General features: G+C 39.8%; 20 protein-coding genes. 16 read left to right on the forward strand and 4 right to left on the reverse strand.

Going from position 1 to position 21190, the window contains the following annotated elements; all coding sequences use genetic code 11:
* Nucleotides 1-391: 391 nt before the first annotated feature.
* Both QPX86_RS06610 and yaaA read left to right on the forward strand, forming a co-directional pair.
* Nucleotides 392-1828 (forward strand): alanine/glycine:cation symporter family protein, encoded by a 1437-nt coding sequence (locus QPX86_RS06610; RefSeq protein ID WP_220753615.1) that lies wholly within the window; start codon nucleotides 392-394, stop codon nucleotides 1826-1828.
* Between the two features lie 159 nt (nucleotides 1829-1987).
* Complete coding sequence (gene yaaA, locus QPX86_RS06615) at nucleotides 1988-2767, forward strand: peroxide stress protein YaaA (RefSeq protein WP_285164679.1); 780 nt, start codon at nucleotides 1988-1990, stop codon at nucleotides 2765-2767.
* A gap of 96 nt (nucleotides 2768-2863) precedes the next feature.
* On the opposite strand, the gene QPX86_RS06620 is transcribed toward yaaA, so the two are convergent.
* Nucleotides 2864-4309 carry a M28 family metallopeptidase gene (locus tag QPX86_RS06620; RefSeq protein ID WP_285164680.1) on the reverse strand — a complete coding sequence of 482 codons (1446 nt, stop codon included), beginning with the start codon at nucleotides 4307-4309 and terminating at the stop codon, nucleotides 2864-2866.
* Nucleotides 4310-4444: 135 nt separating this feature from the next.
* Between QPX86_RS06620 and QPX86_RS06625 the strand changes: the two genes are divergently transcribed.
* The gene (locus QPX86_RS06625; RefSeq protein ID WP_102529665.1) at nucleotides 4445-4741 is read left to right on the forward strand and encodes an ArsR/SmtB family transcription factor; all 297 of its coding nucleotides are present in this window, start codon (nucleotides 4445-4447) and stop codon (nucleotides 4739-4741) included.
* Between the two features lie 215 nt (nucleotides 4742-4956).
* Here QPX86_RS06625 and rpsT read toward each other — a convergent pair whose 3' ends face one another.
* Nucleotides 4957-5223: a 30S ribosomal protein S20 gene (gene rpsT, locus QPX86_RS06630; RefSeq protein WP_102529664.1), complete on the reverse strand. Its 267-nt coding sequence runs from the start codon at nucleotides 5221-5223 to the stop codon at nucleotides 4957-4959.
* Between the two features lie 255 nt (nucleotides 5224-5478).
* On the opposite strand from rpsT, the gene murJ reads away from it, so the two are divergent.
* The 12 genes from murJ (at nucleotide 5479) to QPX86_RS06690 (ending at nucleotide 19347) form a co-directional block, all read left to right on the forward strand.
* A complete protein-coding gene (murJ, locus tag QPX86_RS06635; RefSeq protein WP_285164681.1) occupies nucleotides 5479-7038 on the forward strand; it encodes a murein biosynthesis integral membrane protein MurJ in 1560 nt (519 codons plus the stop codon).
* Between the two features lie 64 nt (nucleotides 7039-7102).
* Nucleotides 7103-8038, forward strand: a complete 936-nt coding sequence (ribF, locus tag QPX86_RS06640; protein ID WP_285164682.1) for a bifunctional riboflavin kinase/FAD synthetase — start codon at nucleotides 7103-7105, stop codon at nucleotides 8036-8038.
* A gap of 32 nt (nucleotides 8039-8070) precedes the next feature.
* On the forward strand, nucleotides 8071-10893 hold the full coding sequence (gene ileS, locus QPX86_RS06645) for an isoleucine--tRNA ligase (RefSeq protein WP_285164683.1): 2823 nt from the start codon (nucleotides 8071-8073) through the stop codon (nucleotides 10891-10893).
* A gap of 9 nt (nucleotides 10894-10902) precedes the next feature.
* On the forward strand, nucleotides 10903-11400 hold the full coding sequence (gene lspA / locus QPX86_RS06650) for a signal peptidase II (RefSeq protein WP_220753568.1): 498 nt from the start codon (nucleotides 10903-10905) through the stop codon (nucleotides 11398-11400).
* 11 nt (nucleotides 11401-11411) lie between these two features.
* A complete protein-coding gene (gene fkpB, locus QPX86_RS06655) occupies nucleotides 11412-11846 on the forward strand; it encodes an FKBP-type peptidyl-prolyl cis-trans isomerase (protein ID WP_259651297.1) in 435 nt (144 codons plus the stop codon).
* Nucleotide 11847: 1 nt separating this feature from the next.
* Nucleotides 11848-12807 carry a 4-hydroxy-3-methylbut-2-enyl diphosphate reductase gene (gene ispH / locus QPX86_RS06660; protein ID WP_285164684.1) on the forward strand — a complete coding sequence of 320 codons (960 nt, stop codon included), beginning with the start codon at nucleotides 11848-11850 and terminating at the stop codon, nucleotides 12805-12807.
* 295 nt (nucleotides 12808-13102) lie between these two features.
* Nucleotides 13103-13651: a type IV pilus modification protein PilV gene (gene pilV, locus QPX86_RS06665; protein ID WP_285164685.1), complete on the forward strand. Its 549-nt coding sequence runs from the start codon at nucleotides 13103-13105 to the stop codon at nucleotides 13649-13651.
* A 9-nt stretch (nucleotides 13652-13660) separates the two neighbouring features.
* On the forward strand, nucleotides 13661-14632 hold the full coding sequence (locus tag QPX86_RS06670; RefSeq protein ID WP_285164686.1) for a PilW family protein: 972 nt from the start codon (nucleotides 13661-13663) through the stop codon (nucleotides 14630-14632).
* A 45-nt stretch (nucleotides 14633-14677) separates the two neighbouring features.
* Nucleotides 14678-15115, forward strand: a complete 438-nt coding sequence (locus tag QPX86_RS06675; protein WP_285165144.1) for a pilus assembly PilX family protein — start codon at nucleotides 14678-14680, stop codon at nucleotides 15113-15115.
* A gap of 2 nt (nucleotides 15116-15117) precedes the next feature.
* The gene (locus QPX86_RS06680; RefSeq protein ID WP_285164687.1) at nucleotides 15118-18645 is read left to right on the forward strand and encodes a pilus assembly protein; all 3528 of its coding nucleotides are present in this window, start codon (nucleotides 15118-15120) and stop codon (nucleotides 18643-18645) included.
* A gap of 4 nt (nucleotides 18646-18649) precedes the next feature.
* Complete coding sequence (locus tag QPX86_RS06685) at nucleotides 18650-19045, forward strand: type IV pilin protein (RefSeq protein ID WP_285164688.1); 396 nt, start codon at nucleotides 18650-18652, stop codon at nucleotides 19043-19045.
* A complete protein-coding gene (locus tag QPX86_RS06690; RefSeq protein ID WP_285164689.1) occupies nucleotides 19042-19347 on the forward strand; it encodes a TapY2 family type IVa secretion system protein in 306 nt (101 codons plus the stop codon). The genes QPX86_RS06685 and QPX86_RS06690 overlap by 4 nt, the downstream gene beginning before the upstream one ends.
* A gap of 119 nt (nucleotides 19348-19466) precedes the next feature.
* Here QPX86_RS06690 and QPX86_RS06695 read toward each other — a convergent pair whose 3' ends face one another.
* Entirely contained in the window at nucleotides 19467-19991 is a 525-nt protein-coding gene (locus QPX86_RS06695) for a GspH/FimT family pseudopilin (protein WP_285164690.1), read from the reverse strand.
* An 83-nt stretch (nucleotides 19992-20074) separates the two neighbouring features.
* Complete coding sequence (locus QPX86_RS06700) at nucleotides 20075-20596, reverse strand: GspH/FimT family pseudopilin (RefSeq protein WP_285164691.1); 522 nt, start codon at nucleotides 20594-20596, stop codon at nucleotides 20075-20077.
* A gap of 212 nt (nucleotides 20597-20808) precedes the next feature.
* Here QPX86_RS06700 and QPX86_RS06705 point away from each other — a divergent pair, with 212 nt between their 5' ends.
* Complete coding sequence (locus QPX86_RS06705) at nucleotides 20809-21147, forward strand: P-II family nitrogen regulator (protein WP_220753558.1); 339 nt, start codon at nucleotides 20809-20811, stop codon at nucleotides 21145-21147.
* Nucleotides 21148-21190 lie beyond the last annotated feature (43 nt).

A 21190-nucleotide genomic window follows, 5' to 3' on the forward strand; every position in this document is an offset into this window, starting at 1 on the left:
TTAAGGGCGTAAGATTGTTATTTGAGATGAGGGTTAAGGCTGGTAATTAGATAAGTGTGATCAAGATCACCTGACGCTTCAGATCATCTATGCTAATTTTTTGCTCCGAAAAAACAGAGATAATGAATTGAGAAAGTTTGCTAGGCATTCGTGCTTAAAAAAAGTAAAGTTAACTCGATCAAATCCTAAATAATAAATAACTAATATTTTCGCTCACTAAACTCAATGTCATCAGATAGCCTTAGTGGGTTGTTGACTTAGAACTTGAGTGTTTTTATTAAAATAATACGATAATTTTATTTTGTTTGAAGCAACAAGCCTTTGGGGTAATTCAATACAGGCTGTCTTTTTGCAAAATAAAGTTATTCCAAGGAATAAATAAAGCATGGCAATGTTAGAAACGATTGTGAATTTCATGAACGATTTACTCTGGGGTAAATTGTTAGTTTACGGGCTGGTTGGTGCAGGTTTATTTTTTACTGTACGTTTAGGTTTCATTCAAATAGCTCACTTTACACACGGCATCAAAATTTTAGCGATTAGCCGTCGTCCTGGCCGTCATGGTCTATCTTCCTTCCAAGTATTTTGTACCAGTATGGCTGCGCGTGTTGGCGCGGGTAACATGGCTGGTGTTGCTGTCGCTATCGGAATGGCAGGCCCTGGTGCTGTCTTCTGGATGTGGGCAATTGCTGTATTAGGTATGGCAACTGCTATGATTGAATCTACTTTAGCGCAAGTCTATAAAGTGAAAGATTCTGATGGTCAATACCGCGGCGGCCCTTCTTACTATATGGAAAAAGGTTTGGGTCAGCGTTGGATGGGGATCCTGTTCTCAATCTTGCTGATTATCTGTTTCGGTTTAGTATTTAATGCGGTTCAAGCAAATACTATTACTGGTGCAATGACGGCTGTATTTGGTTTTGACCCAGTTTATGTGGGTATTGCTATCGCTATATTAAGTGGTGTAGTGATTATGGGTGGCCTTAAGAAGGTTGCTAAAGTGTCTGAGGTTATCGTACCTATCATGGCGCTAGCCTACATTGCGATTGCATTTGTCGTTGTCTTGATGAATGTTGAGCAATTACCAGCAGTCTTCACTTTGGTTATTAAAAGTGCATTTGGCTGGCAAGAAGCCGCTGGTGGTGCGGTTGCTTACAGTATCGCTCAAGCTATGCAAGCAGGTATTGCACGTGGTCTGTTCTCAAACGAAGCGGGTATGGGTAGTGCTGCCAATATTGCGGCGAGTGCTTCACCAAATCCAAATCACCCGGCATCACAAGGTTATATGCAAATGATGGGTGTTTTCTTTGACACTATTGTAATTTGTACTGCAACCGCTGCGATTATTCTATTGTCTGGCGATGCTGCCGGTAGTGGTGATGGTATTGGGATGACAATTAATGCGTTATCTTCCCATGTTGGTGATTGGGGCGGTGCGTTCATTGCTTTTGCCATTTTACTGTTCTGTTTCACTTCTATTATTGCTAACTATTCATACGCAGAAACCAACGTAATGTATCTTTCTGGCAATAAGAAAGGTGCATTACCGTTATTCCGCTTAGCGGTTTTAGGTATGGTGATGTTTGGTGCTATTGCAAAAATTAATATCGTATGGAACCTAGCAGATGTATCTATGGGCTTAATGGCACTGGTGAATGTCATTGCCTTACTATTATTATCTGGTCTAGCAGTTCGAGTGATTAACGATTATCGCCAACAAGTTAAAGCTGGAGAAGAACCAGTTTTCGATACAGATAAGTTCCCTGAGCTTGCTGAACAGCTTGAAGATGGCATCTGGAAAAATAAGCCAGTTGAATCTGACAAGTAGATTAAAAGGATTGATAGAGTCCACTTTAATGAGTGAACACTAAACTCTATTAGTACAATCTAAAAAACCATGCATTTATTGCATGGTTTTTTTTATTCAGCCCAGTATCATAGGAAGTATTAAAGTTGAATACTGTATGGCTTAATAGGATAGTTAACGATGTTAGTATTAGTTTCTCCAGCAAAAACCTTAGATTTCGATACCGCAGCTAAGACCTCGTCATTTACTCAACCCACTTTATTAGATCATAGTCAGCAATTGATTGAAGTTTGTCGCGAACTTACACCAGTAGATATTGCTTCATTAATGAAAGTCAGTGATAAGATTGCAGGCTTAAATGCGGCAAGGTTTAGTGAATGGCAACCTAACTTCAACCTTGATAACGCCAAGCAAGCCATGTTTGCATTTAGAGGGGATGTTTATACTGGGCTTGATGCTGACTCAATGACAGAGCAGCAAATTAATAAAGCTCAGCAACATCTACGCATTCTTTCTGGTTTATACGGGCTGTTAAAGCCGCTTGATTTAATGCAGGCATACCGCTTAGAAATGGGCACCAGTTTAGCTAACTCAAAAGGTAAAAACCTTTATGCATTTTGGGGCGAGGTTATCACTGACGAAATTAATGCCGCGGTTACAGAGCAATCTGACGACATTATTGTAAATTTAGCCTCAAACGAATATTTTAAAGCTGTAAAATCAAAGCAATTAAAAGCGACATTAATCACCCCGGCTTTTAAAGACTGTAAAAATGGTCAATATAAGGTAATTAGTTTTTATGCTAAAAAAGCCCGCGGCCTAATGGCGAGATATTTAATTGATAATGACATTAATACGTTAGCTGGGATTCAACAATTTGACGCCGATGGTTATTATTATAGTGAAGAGCTATCGACGCCTGCTTCTCCAGTTTTTTTACGTGAAGAAAGAAACCAGTAGGTTAATTTTTTTACAGAAAAGAATAGGTTTGAAAACCGAATAAAAAAAAGCAGCTTATTAGCTGCTTTTTGTATACTTTAAGTAAAGTGAGCTTTGCTACTTTTTATCTTCTTTTTTAGCTAGCGGACGCAAATCTAATTCTGACTGCGCCATGATATAAGCGAATTGCGCATAGGCTGCGACATTTTGCGCTAACGCTTTAGGATCAATTTTATCTAGCGTGTCATTCGGCGTGTGATGATAGTCGAAGTAATCCGTACCGTCTTGTCTTAGTGATGCAACAGGGACACCTAATGAAGGCATCATTGATACGTCAGGGCCGCCAGTTGCTTTATTATTACCAAGCTTAACGCCATTGATTGTCATCGCACTGTGTTCGGCCTTTACTTGCTCGAACACTGCAGGATTGACATTAAAGTCTATTTGATAAATTTCTCCAGCGCCAAAATCTGACTCTGCAGCGATATAGTGCTTAGTTAATTCATTCGCGTGCTGCTTTGCGTAAGCTTTACCGCCCACGAGTCCGACCTCTTCAGCTGCATATAACACCACTCTGATTGTTCTAGCCGGCTTTAGTGGCAGATCTTGAATTAGTTTAGCTGCAGCGGTGACGATTGCGATGCCTGCACCATCATCAATTGCGCCAGTCCCTTCATCCCAAGAATCAAGATGAGCACCAATTAACACTACTTCATCTGGCTTATTGCTTCCGGTGACTTCAGCTATCACATTATATGAAGTGGCAACGCCTAAATTTTTAGAGCTTAAGTTTAAAGATAACGTGATGTTGCTATCACGCTTTAGCATTGAATTGATCATGTCAGCATCGGGTGCTGAAAGCGCTGCAGCGGGAATTTTAGCAACACCTTCTTTGTAACGCATCATGCCAGTATGGGCCATACGGTCATGATCTGTTCCAATTGAGCGAATGACTACGGCCACAGCCCCTTTTTCAGCAGCGGCTACAGCGCCTCTTGAACGTCCGCCTACGGATTGACCATAACCCTTACCGCTGATATGCCTTTCTGTTTTATGGTCAATAAAAGCAATTTTGCCTTTTACAGCTTCAGGATCTGCAGCTTGTAAATCAGCGAGGGTATCAAACCTAATAATTTGGGCTTCTAAGCCATCTGTTGGTGTCGCGACACTACCACCCAAGGCACTGATAACAAGAGGTTGCTCAAAAGGGGCTATAATTGATGCTTTGGCGCTGCCACGAGACCAAGCTGGTACTTGAACAGATTCTTTGTAAACTTTATCAAACCCTAAAGATTCTAGTTTATTCATTGCCCAGTTAACCGCAATGATATCTTTCTCTGAACCCGCCAATCTAGGACCGACTTCTACAGTTAATGACTCAACAATGTCATAACCCAATGAAGAAGCTAAAGCTTTTTGAGCTAACGTTTGACTAATTTGATTGTTGTTAGTGTTTTCTACATTAGTTGCATTTGTTACTTGTGTATCATTTGTATAGTTCTGACAACCTGATATTGCTGTAAAAATCGTCGCAGCGCAGAGAGTCTTATTGTAGTTTTTCATGAGTTTCCTTCATTTTTATTAGCTAAGTCTCACTTTTAAAAACAATCTACCAAAAAGTGTGCTTCATGTCGCTGCCCTATTTGTTAGGGAAGGCTATATTAGCCAAGGAGATGATTGAGGAGAACCAAGCGCGTGATGAATATTGAATTAATGCAACAGCGTGCAGATCATGCTGTAGTAATGCTGAAAGCACTAGCAAATGAACGTCGTCTGTTTATTTTGTGTCATTTGCTTAATGAAGGTGAAATGTGCGTTGGTGAGATGAACAAAAAACTAGGTCTAAGCCAATCTGCATTATCGCAGCATTTAGCTTGGCTAAGAAAAGACAATCTCGTTTGTACACGTAAAGAAGCCCAAACTGTTTTCTATTCGCTGAAAAGTGAAGAAGTACGTGAGTTAATCAAAGTATTGGACAACTTATACTGCCACTAATGGCAAAGTTGGGCATGCTAAAAGCGTCTTAATTATGCTTACACTATGTAAGTAATGATTAAGGCGTTTTTTTTGTTAAATCTTTAATGAATCGCTTGGGGTTGAATCTGAACTTAGGTGAGAGTTTGAAGATAGGCAGGGATTGCTAGACTGAGACAAATTTCAGACATAAAAAAACCGGCCTAAGCCGGTTTTTTAAAGACTAAATCACAAAATTAAGCAGCGATTGCTTTGATTCTTGTGTTTAGACGTGCCTTTTGACGAGCAGCTTTATTCTTGTGAATAAGGCCTTTAGTCGCCATACGGTCAACAATTGGTTGTGCTTCTGCGAATGCTTCTGTAGCCGCTTTGTGGTCACCGCTCTGGATAGCAGCGATAACACGTTTAACGTATGTACGTAACATTGAACGACGACTAGCATTATGCTGACGACGTTTTTCAGATTGAAGCGCGCGCTTCTTTGCAGACTTGCTATTAGCCAAGGTGCAACTCCTAAAACTGGGATTAATACTTTGAGGGCGAGGAATATGCCTGCTTTTATTCATTTTGTCAATGAATATGGCAGAAATATCCTCAAAAAGACAAATAAAACTACCTTGCTCGGTTATCTTCAACCCAACTCGTGTAAGATGTGGCGCATTCTACCAGTTCTTGTATTGCATAAACAGCATTAGAATTGAAAAATTGAGATATATCCGCGTTTAATAATTCATTAGCAAACTGCTTTGGAGGGGTGCTTGAGTAAAAAGCTATTAAAATCAGGTGCAATTGTCAGTGTGATGACATTGGTATCAAGAGTATTAGGCCTGATAAGAGATGTGGTAATAGCAAACTTGATGGGCGCAGGTAGTAGCGCTGATGTGTTTATTTTTGCCAATAAAATCCCCAATTTTTTACGTCGACTGTTTGCTGAAGGTGCATTTGCACAGGCGTTTGTGCCTGTGCTCACTGAATATCAACAAAAAAACACCCCTGAAGAAACCAGAGAGTTACTCGCTAAAGTTGCAGGTACGCTTGGGGGCATTGTCAGCGTGGTTACTTTATTAGGTGTAATTGCCTCGCCCATTCTTGCAGCGCTATTTGCAGGTGGTTGGTTTTATGACTGGCTAAATGATGGCCCTGATGCTGACAAGTTTGAGCTTGCATCATTAATGCTTAAAATTACTTTTCCGTATTTATGGTTTATTACATTGACCGCTTTAGCAGGTTCAATTCTGAATACCCGTGGCAAATTTGCAGTATCTGCTTTTACACCTGTTTTTTTAAACATTACGATTATTGTTGCAGCACTTTTTTTTGCGCCAGCAATGCAACAACCTGAGCTGGCATTAGCGTGGGGCGTATTTACAGGTGGTTTAGTGCAGTTTTTATTTCAGCTGCCATTTTTATTACGCGAAAATGCGTTAGTTAAACCTTCTTGGGGATGGAATCACCCTGGCGTTGTAAAAATTAGAACGCTAATGATACCTGCATTATTCGGGGTGTCGGTTTCTCAAATTAACTTACTGTTCGATACCTTTATTGCCTCATTCTTGATGACAGGCTCAATAAGTTGGCTTTATTACTCAGACAGGTTGCTCGAGTTCCCATTAGGGTTGTTTGGTATTGCTATTGCAACGGTTATATTACCGGCATTATCTAAAAAGCATGTTGATGCAAAGGGAACAGATTTTAGCGATACCATGGACTGGGGCGTTAGAGCGATTTTACTACTTGGCGCGCCAGCTATGTTAGGGTTAATTATTTTAGCTCAGCCGATGCTTATGGTGTTATTTATGCGCGGTGCCTTTTCAGTGACAGATGTTGAAATGGCCTCATTCAGTTTAGTTGCATATGGTTGTGGCTTACTTAGCTTTATGATGATCAAAGTTTTAGCTCCGGGATATTTTTCACGTCAGGATACTAAAACTCCAGTTAAATACGGCATTATCGCCATGATTAGCAATATGGTGTTTAACATTATTTTCGCCATCCCTTTTGGTTATGTTGGTCTTGCTATTGCGACTTCTATGTCTGCTTTACTCAATGCGGTTTTATTATATCGAGGACTTCATATTGCAGGAGTGTACCGATTTAGTCGTGCCACATTAGTATTTTTCTTAAAGATAGTGCTTGCTACCGCGATAATGGCTGTAATGCTTATTTATACTTTACCCGCGCAATTATTGTGGCTAGAAATGTCGATGATGGTCAAAGTGGTAACCCTGCTTAAACTCATCGGTTCAGGGGCTGGTGTTTATTTATTGAGCTTGGTATTAATGGGGCTGAGACCTTGGAAGATGAAACGTCAATCATGAATGCTGATTATCGAATCTATCTAGTATATAATCAGCCGATTTACAGTAGCAGTTAATTGGCGTAATGGAACTAATCCGCGGTATACACAATATTTTACCTTCGCATCATGGGTGCGTGCTCACTATTGGTAACTTTGATGGTGTGCATCGTGGTCATGCGCAAGTGCTTAATAACTTAGTTAATAAGGCAAAGCATTTTCAGCTACCTGCTGTAGTGATGACGTTTGAACCTCAACCACAAGAGCTTTTCCGTCAGCAAGATGCCCCAGCAAGAATTAGTTTGCTACGGGATAAAATTACTTTACTTGATGAGCTCAATATTGATCGCCTGCTTTGTGTTAATTTTAATAGTCATTTTGCCAATCAACCTGCTGAGCAGTTTATTGAAGATTTACTCGTTAAAAAACTCGGCGTTAAGTATTTAGTTGTTGGGGATGATTTTTGCTTTGGCAAAAACAGAACTGGCACTTTTGAAATGCTGGTAGCCGCAGGTAAAAAGTTTGGATTTACGGTTGTTAGCACACAGAGCTTTATTTTAGGCTCTATAAGAGTGAGCTCAACAGCGGTAAGAGAACAACTTGCTTTAGGTAATTTAGAGCATGCAAGAAGATTATTAGGCCACCCCTTTGTGTTAACAGGCCGTGTTGCTCACGGTCAAAAGTTAGGAAGAACCATAGGTTTTCCAACAGCAAATATTGCCTTGAAACGTAAGGTCTCACCTGTTCGCGGTGTGTTTGCAGTTAAAATGTATTGGGATGACAGTGATATTTATGAGGGCGTTGCCAATGTTGGGTTTAGACCAACAGTTGATGGGCAAGTCTGCCAGCTAGAAGTGCACTTATTTGATTTCGACGGTGACTTATACAGTAAACGTGTTGAAGTAGAATTGGTGGCAAAAATCCGTGATGAACATCCGTTCGAATCATTGGAAGCACTGAAAAAACAAATTTTGAATGATGCAAATGAAGCAAAAGCTTTATTTGGCAATGATGCAGGTTGAAATAAATCAGCCCAATTAATGGTATAGGATCAATGACCGACTATAAATCTACGTTGAATTTGCCGGAAACAGATTTTCCGATGCGCGGTAATCTGGCTAATCGTGAGCCAGAAATGTTAAACCGTTGGACTCAAAACGAACTTTACCAAAAGATTCGTGATAGTCGTATTGGACGAAAACCATTCATTTTACATGATGGCCCTCCGTACGCGAATGGCAATATCCATATCGGTCACTCAGTAAACAAAATTTTAAAAGACATCATCATCAAATCTAAAACGATGGCAGGCTTTGACGCGCCATACGTTCCAGGTTGGGATTGTCACGGTTTACCGATCGAATTGATGGTAGAGAAAAAAGTAGGTAAGCCAGGCCAGAAGATTTCAGCTGCTGAGTTCCGCGCTGAATGCCGTAAGTATGCCGCTAAACAAGTTGACGGTCAGCGTGATGACTTTATTCGTTTAGGCGTATTAGGTGACTGGCATAACCCATATTTAACGATGGATTACAGCACTGAAGCGAACATTGTTCGTTCACTTTCAAAAGTTATCGATAGTGGCCATTTACACAAAGGTGTAAAGCCTGTTCATTGGTGTACTGACTGTGGTTCAGCTCTTGCTGAAGCAGAAGTTGAATACGAAGACAAAACATCACCAGCAATCGATGTTGCTTTTGATGCGGTAGAGCCTACTGCAGTTGCTGCCAAGTTTGGTGTTGAAGGTTATACATCAACTATTTCAGCTGTAATTTGGACAACGACGCCTTGGACTATTCCAGCTAACCGCGCGTTATGCCTAAGCCCTGAGCTTGATTATAGTTTGGTTGAATTTGTTAAAGATGGCGTGACTAAAACTCTCATTTTAGCTGAAGTGTTAGTTGAGTCGTGTTTGGCTCGATTTGAAGCTGAAAGCCATACCGTTATTGGTACAGCCAAAGGCGCTGAACTTGAGCTGCTCCGCTTTAACCATCCTTTGTCAGCATTTGATGTGCCGGCAATTTTAGGTGACCACGTAACAACTGAAGCAGGTACTGGTGTTGTTCATACCGCTCCTGGCCACGGTCAAGACGATTACGTTGTTGGTCAAAAGTATGGATTAGAAGTTGCCAATCCAGTTGGTGATAACGGTGTATACAAAGCTGATACTGAATTCTTTGCTGGTCAACACGTATTTAAAGCGAACAAGAGTGTTGTTGAGCTGTTAGAAGAAAAAGGTCAACTATTACATCATGTGGCTTATCGCCATAGTTACCCGCACTGTTGGCGCCACAAAACCCCCATTATTTTCCGCGCTACACCGCAATGGTTTATCTCGATGGATAACCATGGTTTACGTAAGCAAGCATTGGGTGAAATTGAGCAAACTCAATGGATCCCTGATTGGGGTCAAAGCCGTATTGAAAAAATGGTTGAGAACCGTCCTGACTGGTGTATTTCACGCCAACGTACTTGGGGCGTACCAATCACATTATTGGTTAACCGTGAAACCGATGAGTTACACCCTGATAGCGTTGCTATTATGGAACGTGTTGCCCATCGCATTGAGCAAGAAGGCATCCAAGCGTGGTGGGATCTTGAAATCAGTGAGCTGATTGGCGATGAAGCTGAGCAATACCGTAAAGTAACTGATACTTTAGACGTTTGGTATGACTCTGGTTCAACTTTCTCATCAGTTGTTGCATCACGACCTGAATTCCAAGGCCATGACATTGATTTATACCTTGAAGGTAGCGATCAACATCGTGGTTGGTTTATGTCTTCACTCATGATTTCTACTGCTATGAATGGTAAAGCACCATACAAGCAAGTATTAACCCATGGTTTTACCGTTGATGGTAAAGGCCGCAAGATGTCGAAATCTGTTGGTAACGTCATCGCGCCACTTCAAGTGATCAATAAACTTGGTGCAGACATTCTACGTTTATGGGTCGCCGCGACTGATTACAGTGGTGAAATGACGGTTTCGGATGAAATCCTAAATCGTAGTGCTGATTCATATCGTCGTATTCGTAACACCGCGCGTTTCTTATTAGCTAACTTGAATGGCTTTAATCCAGAAACTGACATGATTGCGACTGAAGATATGGTATCACTTGATCGCTGGGTTGTACGTCGTGCAGCCGCGCTTCAAAGTGAAATCATTGAAGCTTACGAGCAATATAACTTCCACTCAGTGACTCAGAAGTTAATGCAATTCTGTTCAGTTGAGTTAGGTAGCTTTTACTTAGATATTATTAAAGATCGCCAGTACACAGCGAAGCAAGATGGTCACGCTCGTCGTAGCTGTCAATCAGCGCTTTACCATATTGCTGAAGCGATGGTTCGTTGGATTGCGCCAGTACTAAGCTTTACTGCTGATGAAATCTGGAAATTATTACCAGGCGAACGAACTGAGTTTGTATTCACTGAAGAATGGTATCAAGGGCTTGAATCAGTCACATTAGATGGCGATTTAAGTGATGATTACTGGCAGCAGTTACTGACTGTTCGTAATGAAGTGAACAAAGTGCTTGAGCAAGCCCGTCGTGACAAACGTATTGGTGGCTCTTTAGAAGCTGAAGTGACCTTATATGCTGATAGCGAATTAGCTGCTCAGTTAGCAAAAGTTGATAATGAATTACGCTTTGTATTACTGACTTCAAAAACAGATGTTGAAACACTAGAAAGTGCACCGACTGATGCGATTGAAACAGAGCTTGCTTCACTTAAGTTAATGGTTGCGAAAAGCAGTGCACAGAAGTGTGACCGCTGTTGGCACTACAGTGAAGATGTCGGCACTATCGAGTCACATTCCACATTATGTGGACGCTGCGTAACAAACATTGAAGGCGATGGCGAACATCGTGACTTTGCTTAAGGACTAATAATGCCTCTTACTTGGAAAGAAAGTGGCATTCGTTGGTATTGGGTAGCTGTATTAGTATTTTTTGCTGATCAGCTATCTAAGCAATGGGTGTTATTAAATTTCGAGCTGTATGAATCCATACAGCTTTTACCTTTTTTCAACTTTACCTATGTCCGTAATTACGGCGCTGCTTTTAGCTTTTTAAGTGAAGCGGGTGGCTGGCAACGATGGTTATTTACTATTATTGCTATTGGCTTTAGTACACTTCTGACCGTTTGGTTACGTAAGCAATCATCTTCGCTTTGGCGAACCAATTTAGCCTATACCCTGATCATTGGTGGCGCTATTGGTAACTTAGTTGATCGCTTAATGCATGGCTATGTTGTCGATTTTATTGATTTCTATTGGAATACTAGCCATTACCCAGCGTTTAATATTGCGGACGCAGGTATTTTTATTGGTGCGGTGTTGATTATTTGGGATTCATTTAAGCCAGAACAGCCAGCGAAAGAAAGTTAGGGAGAATTACTTTGTCAGAACAACAAGCTTCATCTCGTTCAATTCTATGTCATATGAATATTATTCTTGAAGATGGTTCTACTGCTGATAGCACTAAGTCATCTGGCAAACCAGCAAGGTTTAACGTCGGTGATGGTAGCTTAAGCCCTGCATTTGAAGCCGAGATTATTGCATTACAACTTGGTGATAAACACAATTTTACTTTGGAACCTGCAGATGCGTTCGGTGAATCAAATCCAGATGCGATTCATCACATGGATAGAAGTCGTTTTCCTGCAGATATGGAACTTGAGCCGGGAGTAATTGTTAGTTTTGGCGGCCCTGGCGGTAGCGAAATACCTGGTATGGTGCGAGAAATAGCTGGTGATTCAATTACTGTTGATTTAAATCATCCATTAGCAGGCCAGAAAGTCACTTTCGAACTCGATGTGGTAGAGGTACTTTAAGATGCTTAAAGTTGATCCGACGTCTCCTGAACTTAATATTTTACTTGCTAACCCAAGAGGTTTTTGTGCGGGTGTGGACCGTGCAATTAGCATTGTTGAGCGGGCTTTAGAGTTATTTGAACCGCCAATATATGTGCGTCATGAGGTTGTACATAACCGATATGTAGTTGAAAACTTAAAAGATCGCGGCGCTATTTTTGTCGATGAGCTTGAGCAAGTCCCTGACGATAGTATTGTAATATTTAGCGCTCATGGTGTGTCTCAGGCTGTGCGTAAAGAAGCGAAAGCCCGTGGTTTAAAGGTTTTTGATGCAACTTGTCCTTTAGTGACAAAAGTGCACTTACAAGTCACTCGAGCAAGCAGAAAGGGAATCGAATGTATTCTGATTGGTCATGAAGGGCATCCGGAAGTTGAAGGGACGATGGGCCAATATGACAATGCGGAAGGTGGGGTTTATTTAGTGGAGTCGCCAGAAAGTGTCGCTAAACTAGAAGTTAACAACCCTGAAAACTTATGCTTTGTTACTCAGACGACATTATCTGTTGATGACACGTTAGATATTATTGAAGCATTAAAGGCTAAGTTCCCGTCTATTGAGGGGCCACGTAAAGATGATATTTGTTACGCAACACAAAACCGTCAAGATGCTGTAAGAACTATGTCTTCTGACGCAGACTTGTTTATTGTTGTTGGGTCTAAAAACAGCTCTAACTCAAACCGATTACGAGAGTTAGCAGAAAAAACAGATACTAAAGCTTACCTTGTTGATACTGCTGCAGATGTCGAAGATACATGGTTTGACGGGGTCGCAAAAGTTGCTGTGACTGCAGGAGCTTCAGCACCTGAAGTTTTGGTGCAACAAGTTGTCGATGCTATCGCTAAATTTGAGCCTTCAGTAATAACTGAAGTAGAAGGGCGAAAAGAAGATACAGTATTTGCAGTACCTGCTGAGTTAAGGTAGCAATATTTGATAGCTTAAAACTAAAGCTTAAACTAAAGCTTAAATCTAAACCGTAAACCTCTAGGTTTGCGGTTTTTTTATGTCTGCAACTAATGGACTATTTATTAGACTATACTTTAGAGATTGCCAAATTTAATGTTCAGCTAATATTTAGTATACAATGGTTAACCATTTGGTTACATCTTGCTCGACTAATACTAATGATTATAGTATTTTGTATCTAAGTTTAGGATTTAAAACAAATATTTTTAAATTTCGTGTCATAAAAGTGACAGTTAATGGAGGTTTGACACTCATGTCAGCAAAAAGGAATGGATTTTCCTTAATTGAAGTGATGGTTTCTTTAGTCATCTTAACTATTGGTTTAGTAGGAATTTTTAATCTACATATCGTTGCTAAACGAGGCAGTTTTGAGTCTTTTCAGCAAACTCAAGCTTCTTACTATGCTAATGATATTATTAACCGAATGCGAATGAACCGTTCTGAACTGATTAACTATCAAGGGTCATACTCTGGCACTACTTCAGCTCCTGCTAAAGCATGTGATGTTAATGTCGGTGGTAATAGTATATGTACAAGTGTAGAAACAAGAGTTTGGGACTTATATCAATGGGAAAGGATGTTCCAAGGAGATAGTGAGCAGTCTTCAGGTACAAACGTAGGTGGATTAGATTCTTCAGTTGCTTGTATTGATATAAATGGCCGTGATGTCACTGTTGTTATGACTTGGCGTGGTGTCAGAGCATCTTCAGATGGATTATCTGAAGCTAGTTCATTCGCAAAAAGCTGCGGCACTTCAAATGATAGACGTCGAGCTTTAGTGATCGAAACAGCCATTATATAAGGGAAAATAATGCCGATAAAAACAAAATTACAGGCAGGTTTATCACTCGTTGAATTAATGGTTACGATGGTGATTAGCTTATTTCTAACATTGGGTATTTTTACAATGTTTAGCATGTCATCAAGTAATGTTTCTACGACAAGTCAATTTAATCAATTACAAGAAAATGGACGGATTGCGCTTGCAATCATTGAGAGAGATCTTAGCCAACTTGGTTTTACAGCAGATATTACAGGAACTGATCTAAATTTTGGCGTTAATACTCGGGTCTCGGCCACTGCTGTTGCAAATGATTGCATAGGAGCTGGAGCTAATAATGCAACTTTTCCGAATAATCAACCTGCTCACTTTAGACGTTTATGGGGTTATGAAGCAGGAGTTAGTGCAGAAAGTTTAGCTTGTATAACGCCTAAATCTAACACTGATGTTGTCCAAATGAAGCGCTTACTGGGCCCTTCAGTTTTAGCCGCTAATATGAATTCAACTCGCTATTACGCAGCGTCGACGTCTAATGAAATAGAGTTTTTCAATGGTAACGTTGCACCGCCTTCATTATTAAATAGTCGCATATGGGAGTATCAGCATCATGTTTATTACATAGAAGATGATGGATCTATTCCTATATTAAAACGCCGTACTTTATCTATTGGTAACGGAATGAATAATGATGAACAGTTAGTTGAAGGTATTGATAATATGAGAATCCTGTACGGATTCGACAGCAATGGCGATGATACAGCGGATAGCTATATGCCTGTGCAAAATGTGACTACGCTTATGTGGGATAACGCTTTCTTTCAAAGGTTAGTCTCATTAAGAGTGTTTTTACTTGTACGAACGGCTAATGTAGACAATAGCTATACTAATGATGTGACGTATCAATTAGGCGATAAAACAATTGGACCATTAAATGATAATTTCCGTCGGAAGGTTGTTTCTACAACCATTGTTTTAGAAAACCCGGTATTAATAAGAAATTAGGATTTAAGCAAGGGAATTTATTTAGGTGAGCAAATGCAATACTCAATAAAAAAACAACAAGGAGTAGTACTATTTTTCTCATTAATAGTGCTAGTTATAATGACTGTAATCGGTGTTGCTCTAGCTGTTAACTCGACTCAATCATTACGGATGTCCGGTGCTGGTACTGAAAGAATTGAAGCTATGGTTTCAGCTCAAGGTGCGCAAGAAAAAATGATTGCAGATAATAGTGGTGCGACGATGGCGAATATGGTCGCAGAAACTGTGATGAATGATGGCGATTTGGGCGTTGTCAATACAGTGACACCGATGACTAATGGAGTTGGTGATGACGACTGCCAAAGAACAACAAAAGCGAATTCTGGCAATATCATTAAGTGTAAACGGCTCGAAGTATCGAGTTCAGCGAGTTTTGGTCGAAGTAATTTAGGTCAAGTCACTATCGTTCTAGGTTTTGAGCAAGAAGTGTTGTCTGGGAGTTAACAATGAATAGATTTATATTAAGTACATTACTCTTCACTGCTATAGGCTTTAGTGCTGATAGCATAGCAGATGACACTGAATTATATGTTTTTGAGTCTACTGCTCGTTCAGGTTCAAGACCTCAGGTATTAATTATATTTGATACATCAGGAAGCATGGGGACTAACTTTACGACAGATGTACCCTATGAACGTGGTGATGAAAACTTAGACAGTGGTGGGTCTTTGTCACAGGATACAAAACTCTTCTTTAGTCGAAGCAGTACTGACATACCAACAGCCTCGAGTAATCAATACTTCTTACACGGTGTAAATGGCTGTGATGTTGGTGAGCAGTATTTAGAAGATTATGGCATGTTTACTGGTTATATTCGCGAGCATAAATATATTGGTGAAAATGGTACCTGGTCTGAATTACCTTTAACAGATGGTTCCGGTATTAAGCAAATAGATTGTTATGAAGATATTGCTGAAGGCGTATACTACAACAATAATACAAATTTTTGGGGGTTTCCGGTTGATGGGTTAGGTACTAGTGCTGAACCAATACGTTACACCGCTGCTGACAATAGCTCTTCAGATGCAGAAATTGAATCTGCAATTGAAATAGCTAAATTAACCAACTTTGGTATTGGACAACCGATAACCTTATATACAGAGAAATATATCAATTGGTATCACAGCACAAAATCACAACAAAGCTATTCCAGAATGGATATTGCCCAACGAGTCATTGAGGACACCATTGTTACTACACCTGGAGTTGATTTTGGTTTATCTGTCTTTAACAAAAACAATAGAGATGGTTCAAAAAGTGGGGGCCGAATTGTCTATGGTATTTCTCCGACAACAGAAGCCACAAAAGGAACTTTACTTTCAACCATTGGTGATTTGAATGCAGATGGTTACACACCACTTTGTGAAAATTTATATGAAGCTTATCGTTATTTTAGTGGCCAAAGTGTTTTGTTTGGTGATGATGACCCAAATAGAATACCACTTCGAGATACGACTATAGAAACTAATGGAAGTTACGACTCTCCTTTTGTCGGTAAGCAATGTCAAGATAAAGCTTATGTCATCTATGTGACAGATGGGGAGCCTACTCGTGATAACAATGCCGACTCTCAAGTACTCGCTTTATCTGGAGTGACGACAGGTGATATATATGATGGTAATTATCTCCCAGCATTAGCAGGTTGGATTAGTGACAATGATGTCAATACCAGTTTAGACGGTACCCAAACTGTTAATACATACACTATTGGATTTAGTTCTGGGGCTGCAAGTGCAGCGCCGATACTCAAAGAAACAGCTTTGCGTGGTAATGGTGCTTATTACTCAGCAGATGATGCGCAAAAGCTTCAAGAAGCATTACAGACTATTTTTTCTAATATTCTAGAAACCAATTCTAGTTTCACTTCCCCTTCAATTTCGAGTAACAACTTTGATAGGACTCAAACTCTGGATTCTGTTTACTACGCAATGTTCTTGCCTAATAAAGGACCGCGTTGGTTTGGTAATCTTAAAAAATTCAAAGTAACTGGTTCTGGTGACGTAGTTGACCAAGATGGCAATAACGCTATTGGAGATGATGGAAATTTAAAAACTTCAGCCTGTTCATATTGGACGGCGAAATCCGTTTGTGAAGCTACTAGTGGTGGTGGTGATGGTAATGATGTTGCTATTGGTGGTGCAGCATTAATGCTTCAAAACACTTCAAGTAGAACCTTATATGGTAATTTTGGTTCAAATGGCGAGATCCAAGCATTTACAAAGGCTAATGCGAGTAATAGCCCGGGGATTTCTGGGGATGATGAACTTGCACTATTTATGGGTGTTGATGAATCTGAATTGACTAAATTGTTCGACTGGGCAAAAGGCATAGATGTCGATGATGAGAATACTGATAATTCAACTTCTGATAAACGTCCAGACATCATGGGAGATCCTCTGCACTCCAAGCCATTAGCAATTAACTACGGAACTGACGGCTCACCGGATGTTAGAGTTATAATGGGAACCAATCAAGGTTTTTTACACATGTTCAAAGATAAAGGCGATACAGTTGAAGAAACCTGGGCCTTTATGCCGCAAGAATTATTGCCAAATTTGAGAGAACTTAGGGCTAACGTGCCAACAGGAGTCCACTCAGTCTACGGAATGGATAGTTCCCCTGTCGCTCACGTTGAGCGAACAGCAAGCGGCGCTGTTGAGAAAGCGTGGTTATATGTAGGAATGCGACGTGGTGGTAAGTCTTATTATGCACTTGATATTACTAACCCTGATTCACCAGTATTTTTATGGAAAGTAGATCCTGATTCGCAAGGTATGTCTCAAATGGGGCAGTCATGGTCAGAACCAGTGATAACTTATATTCCAGGTTTCCCATCAGGTAACACTTCCGCCGATACCGCTTTGCCTGTAGTTATCATTGGTGGAGGTTATAACCCTTCATCAAAGGATGGAGAAGGTGTGGGAAGTGATGATACTAGTGGTCGAAGTGTCTATGTATTAAATGCTGCTACAGGAGCCTTAGTACATGAGTTTGGTGTAAGTGCAGGAACAAACAAAACAAAGCTGGATGGGATTGTTGATAGCATCCCAAATAGTATTGCATTGCTAGATAGTAATAACGACAGATTAACAGATAGATTATATGCAACAGATACAGGTGCTAATATTTGGCGAATGGATTTACCTAGCGCTTCACCTGATGATTCTACTTCTCCTTGGACTGCACATAAATTTGCCAGTTTAGGAGGTTCATCGCAAAGTAATGACAGACGCTTTTTTGCTGAACCTGCCGTTGCCCAAACTGTTTTTACTAATATTTCAGATGTTACAGTGACTGATTCAGGTGGAAACTCAACGGTTATTCGTTCTTATCAAAATGTTCCCTACGATGCAGTTACAGTTGGTACAGGTCATAGACCTCATCCTCTAGATACAAGTCGTGCTGATAAATTTTTTGTTTTACAAGATCGTAATGTAGTAACAAAATCTTTTACTGGCGTTACAGGTAGCGAGATACCAGAAGCTTTAGATTTATCAAATTTATATGATGTTTCGAGTGCAGCACCAGAAACTGAAGATGAAAATATCGCATTCGGAAAAAAACGAGGTTGGTATTTTAGTTTTGGTGGAACAGGTGAAAAAAGCCTATCAGCTTCGACCATAGTGCAAGGACGAGTATTCTTCACATCTTATGTGCCCGGAGTAGCGTCGTCTGCTAATCAGTGCTTAGTTTCTGGAGCAGGGCGTTTATACGGGTTTGATTTGCATAAAGGTACTCGTTCTTATACAGAAGAGTATTTAGAAATGGGTGATCGTGTTCCGGATACCCCGCAGCTAGTCGTTCCTCCCAATGGAGATGACGAAAGCTATATGTACCTTATTGGTATTGGGGCTGCAGGGGATGATATGAAAAAAGCCGATGATCCTAGTGATGATGGTTGTCCACCTGGTGACGATAAGTGTATTGGCGGTGGTTTAGGCGTAAATAAAATTTATTACCATATAGACGAGTAATTAAATGAAAAATAAAAATGGTTTTACGTTAATTGAGGTCATGATAGCAGTAGTTATTGTTGGTATTTTATCAGCTATTGCATACCCAAGTTATACTCAGTTCGTCGCAAAAGGTGCAAGAGCTGATGGTTTAGCTGGTTTAATGGATATTGCAAACAGACAAGAACAATTTTATTTAGATAATCGTAAATATACAGCAGATATGACTAAATTAGGGTTAGCTGCTGACCCTTGGGTTGTTGATAATGGCTACTATTCAATTGATGCTGTAGTGACAAACAACGCTGATTTTACCATTACTGCATCGGCTAAAGGGACTCAAATAACCCGAGACCCTAATTGTACTGCTATAACTTTGAATGCGACTGGTGCTAAATTGCCAAAGGAGTGTTGGGAATGATTCGATTAATGATCTGCGTTTTGTGTTTATTATTTAGTCTTTCACTTTTTGCTGCTGAAGAGGAAGAGTTAACAAGTACTTACAAGTGCTATATAGAAACTAATTATGGAAATGATATCGCAATGTTTACTTGGCTCCCAAGTAAACAGGTAGAATCACAAGCATCTATTTTAACCCAAAAAGTTAGTACAGCCTCTGGTAAACGCGCTGTGGTGAGGGGAGTTGAACAATGTGTTCTAACCAGCGTAGATTTTAAGTCGAAAAGTGCTCAAAAATTAGATGAAGAAATTAGCACATATTAAATTCATGTATTTGATTTTGAATTTTTTGGATTTAATTTTTTAGTTAGCAATATATAGAATGGAAACGCCTTTCCGATATTTTCATAGGAAAGGCGTTTTTATTAATGATATATAAGTTTTTACTGGCATGTGACAGAAGTTTCTATCGTCGAGATACGCCCAGAGACTCCGATAGTAAAACCTTTTGAGTCGGGGTTGGTTTTTTCGCCAGGGCAATAAATGATGTTTCCTGTTTGACTAAGGTTCATCAAACCGTCAGCGTTAAAAGTATAACGGCTTAGAGATGAAGTAATAAAGTCCTCACTATCAAAGCTATCTACTGTTCTTAATATTGTATCTTGGATCCCGTTAGTGGTATCTAAAGTCCCTAATGTTCCGTTATCGATAAACACACTGAATCCCTTTGTCCAGTTAGTGTCACAGCTAGTCCCATTAAAAGGGCATACAGATACTCTGCTACCGTAACTAACTGCTTGGCTTCTGGCAAACTGAATACTTGAATGAATTTTACTAATATTACTGTTTGCTCGATGGCCTTCGTAAAGAGAGGTTAGTGAAGGAACGCCCACAGTCAACAATATAGCTGCAACGGCAACAGTAACCATTAGTTCAACAAGCGTAAATCCTTTCAATTCAAGTTTCATTTTTATTATCCTTGGTTATGTTTGTTTAGTATAACCAAGAGAGTAAATAAAATCAGCGAATTGTTAAATTTACTGTATAGTTGTTATGGCTTGCAGGTGATGTTCTTTTTAGTTGAATATCTCACTCTACCAGCTTGATTAATAACAAGCGCTCTTGAGTATGGGCTATCTATGGTTTGTGGGCAGTATGTTAACGTTCCATTAGTTCCGGAAGCTAGACCATCTGGTTGATAGCGAAGTGCTAGCCGATTATATTGGATAATATCTTCTTCATGAAATTGACTCACCTCAAGCATAATTACGTCACTACTATTAACTTGATTTGTAGTGCCCGAGTCTGTAAATACTGAAAACCCTTGTTCCCAGTCTCTACCACACTTTCCATTTACTAGCGGACAAACTGTGACTCTAGTACCATAATTAATCGCTATATTACGAGCAAATTGCATAGAGTTCTGTATCGTTCTTAAATTACTATCAACTCTAAATTGTTGTTGAAGAGATTTAAATGAAGGGAAAGCAATAGTTGAAAGTAAACCGAAAATTGTTATTGAGGTCATTAACTCAACTAAGTTAAAGCCACAATTGTGCTTATAGGTAATCATTTCTCATCCTTGATTTATAAAATACCGCATCCTGCAGTTTCGAGATTAACTATAGTTCTATAATTGGTTCTTTTCTGAAAATAAAATAATTTAAAGTTGAAGCTGTAAGTTAGCTCTCTTTCAAGTAGTATTAAACGAATTGAGATTTAGATAAAACTCTCAAAGTTACATAGCCTTAAATAGCTAACTTTAAGAATAACCAGGAGTGATTGATGAAAAAAGTAGAAGCCATTATTAAACCATTCAAACTTGATGATGTGCGTGAGTCACTTGCGGAAATTGGTATCACTGGCATGACAGTGTCAGAAGTTAAAGGCTTTGGTCGTCAAAAAGGTCATACTGAGCTTTATCGTGGTGCAGAATATATGGTCGACTTTCTTCCTAAAGTTAAAATCGAATTGGTTATTCAGGATGAGCAATTAGATCAGGCTATTGAAGTGATTGTTGATACTGCTCGAACAGGTAAAATTGGTGATGGTAAGATTTTCGTCACTGATATTGAACGCGTTATCCGTATTCGGACTGGTGAAGAGAATGAAGAAGCGGTGTAAAGCATTTCGTTTCTAGCCCCAAGCTAAACCCAGATAATAGAAA

It is taken from the genome of Shewanella goraebulensis (assembly GCF_030252245.1).
Lineage (GTDB): Bacteria > Pseudomonadota > Gammaproteobacteria > Enterobacterales > Shewanellaceae > Shewanella > Shewanella goraebulensis.

Coding starts and splice junctions, on each gene's coding strand:
- QPX86_RS06610 (WP_220753615.1), top strand. CDS start 392: ATGTTAGAAACGATTGTGAATTTCATGAACGATTTACTCTGGGGTAAA.
- yaaA (WP_285164679.1), top strand. CDS start 1,988: ATGTTAGTATTAGTTTCTCCAGCAAAAACCTTAGATTTCGATACCGCA.
- QPX86_RS06620 (WP_285164680.1), bottom strand. CDS start 4,309: ATGAAAAACTACAATAAGACTCTCTGCGCTGCGACGATTTTTACAGCA.
- QPX86_RS06625 (WP_102529665.1), top strand. CDS start 4,445: ATGAATATTGAATTAATGCAACAGCGTGCAGATCATGCTGTAGTAATG.
- ribF (WP_285164682.1), top strand. CDS start 7,103: ATGGAACTAATCCGCGGTATACACAATATTTTACCTTCGCATCATGGG.
- ileS (WP_285164683.1), top strand. CDS start 8,071: ATGACCGACTATAAATCTACGTTGAATTTGCCGGAAACAGATTTTCCG.
- lspA (WP_220753568.1), top strand. CDS start 10,903: ATGCCTCTTACTTGGAAAGAAAGTGGCATTCGTTGGTATTGGGTAGCT.
- ispH (WP_285164684.1), top strand. CDS start 11,848: ATGCTTAAAGTTGATCCGACGTCTCCTGAACTTAATATTTTACTTGCT.
- pilV (WP_285164685.1), top strand. CDS start 13,103: ATGTCAGCAAAAAGGAATGGATTTTCCTTAATTGAAGTGATGGTTTCT.
- QPX86_RS06670 (WP_285164686.1), top strand. CDS start 13,661: ATGCCGATAAAAACAAAATTACAGGCAGGTTTATCACTCGTTGAATTA.
- QPX86_RS06680 (WP_285164687.1), top strand. CDS start 15,118: ATGAATAGATTTATATTAAGTACATTACTCTTCACTGCTATAGGCTTT.
- QPX86_RS06685 (WP_285164688.1), top strand. CDS start 18,650: ATGAAAAATAAAAATGGTTTTACGTTAATTGAGGTCATGATAGCAGTA.
- QPX86_RS06690 (WP_285164689.1), top strand. CDS start 19,042: ATGATTCGATTAATGATCTGCGTTTTGTGTTTATTATTTAGTCTTTCA.
- QPX86_RS06695 (WP_285164690.1), bottom strand. CDS start 19,991: ATGAAACTTGAATTGAAAGGATTTACGCTTGTTGAACTAATGGTTACT.
- QPX86_RS06700 (WP_285164691.1), bottom strand. CDS start 20,596: ATGATTACCTATAAGCACAATTGTGGCTTTAACTTAGTTGAGTTAATG.
- QPX86_RS06705 (WP_220753558.1), top strand. CDS start 20,809: ATGAAAAAAGTAGAAGCCATTATTAAACCATTCAAACTTGATGATGTG.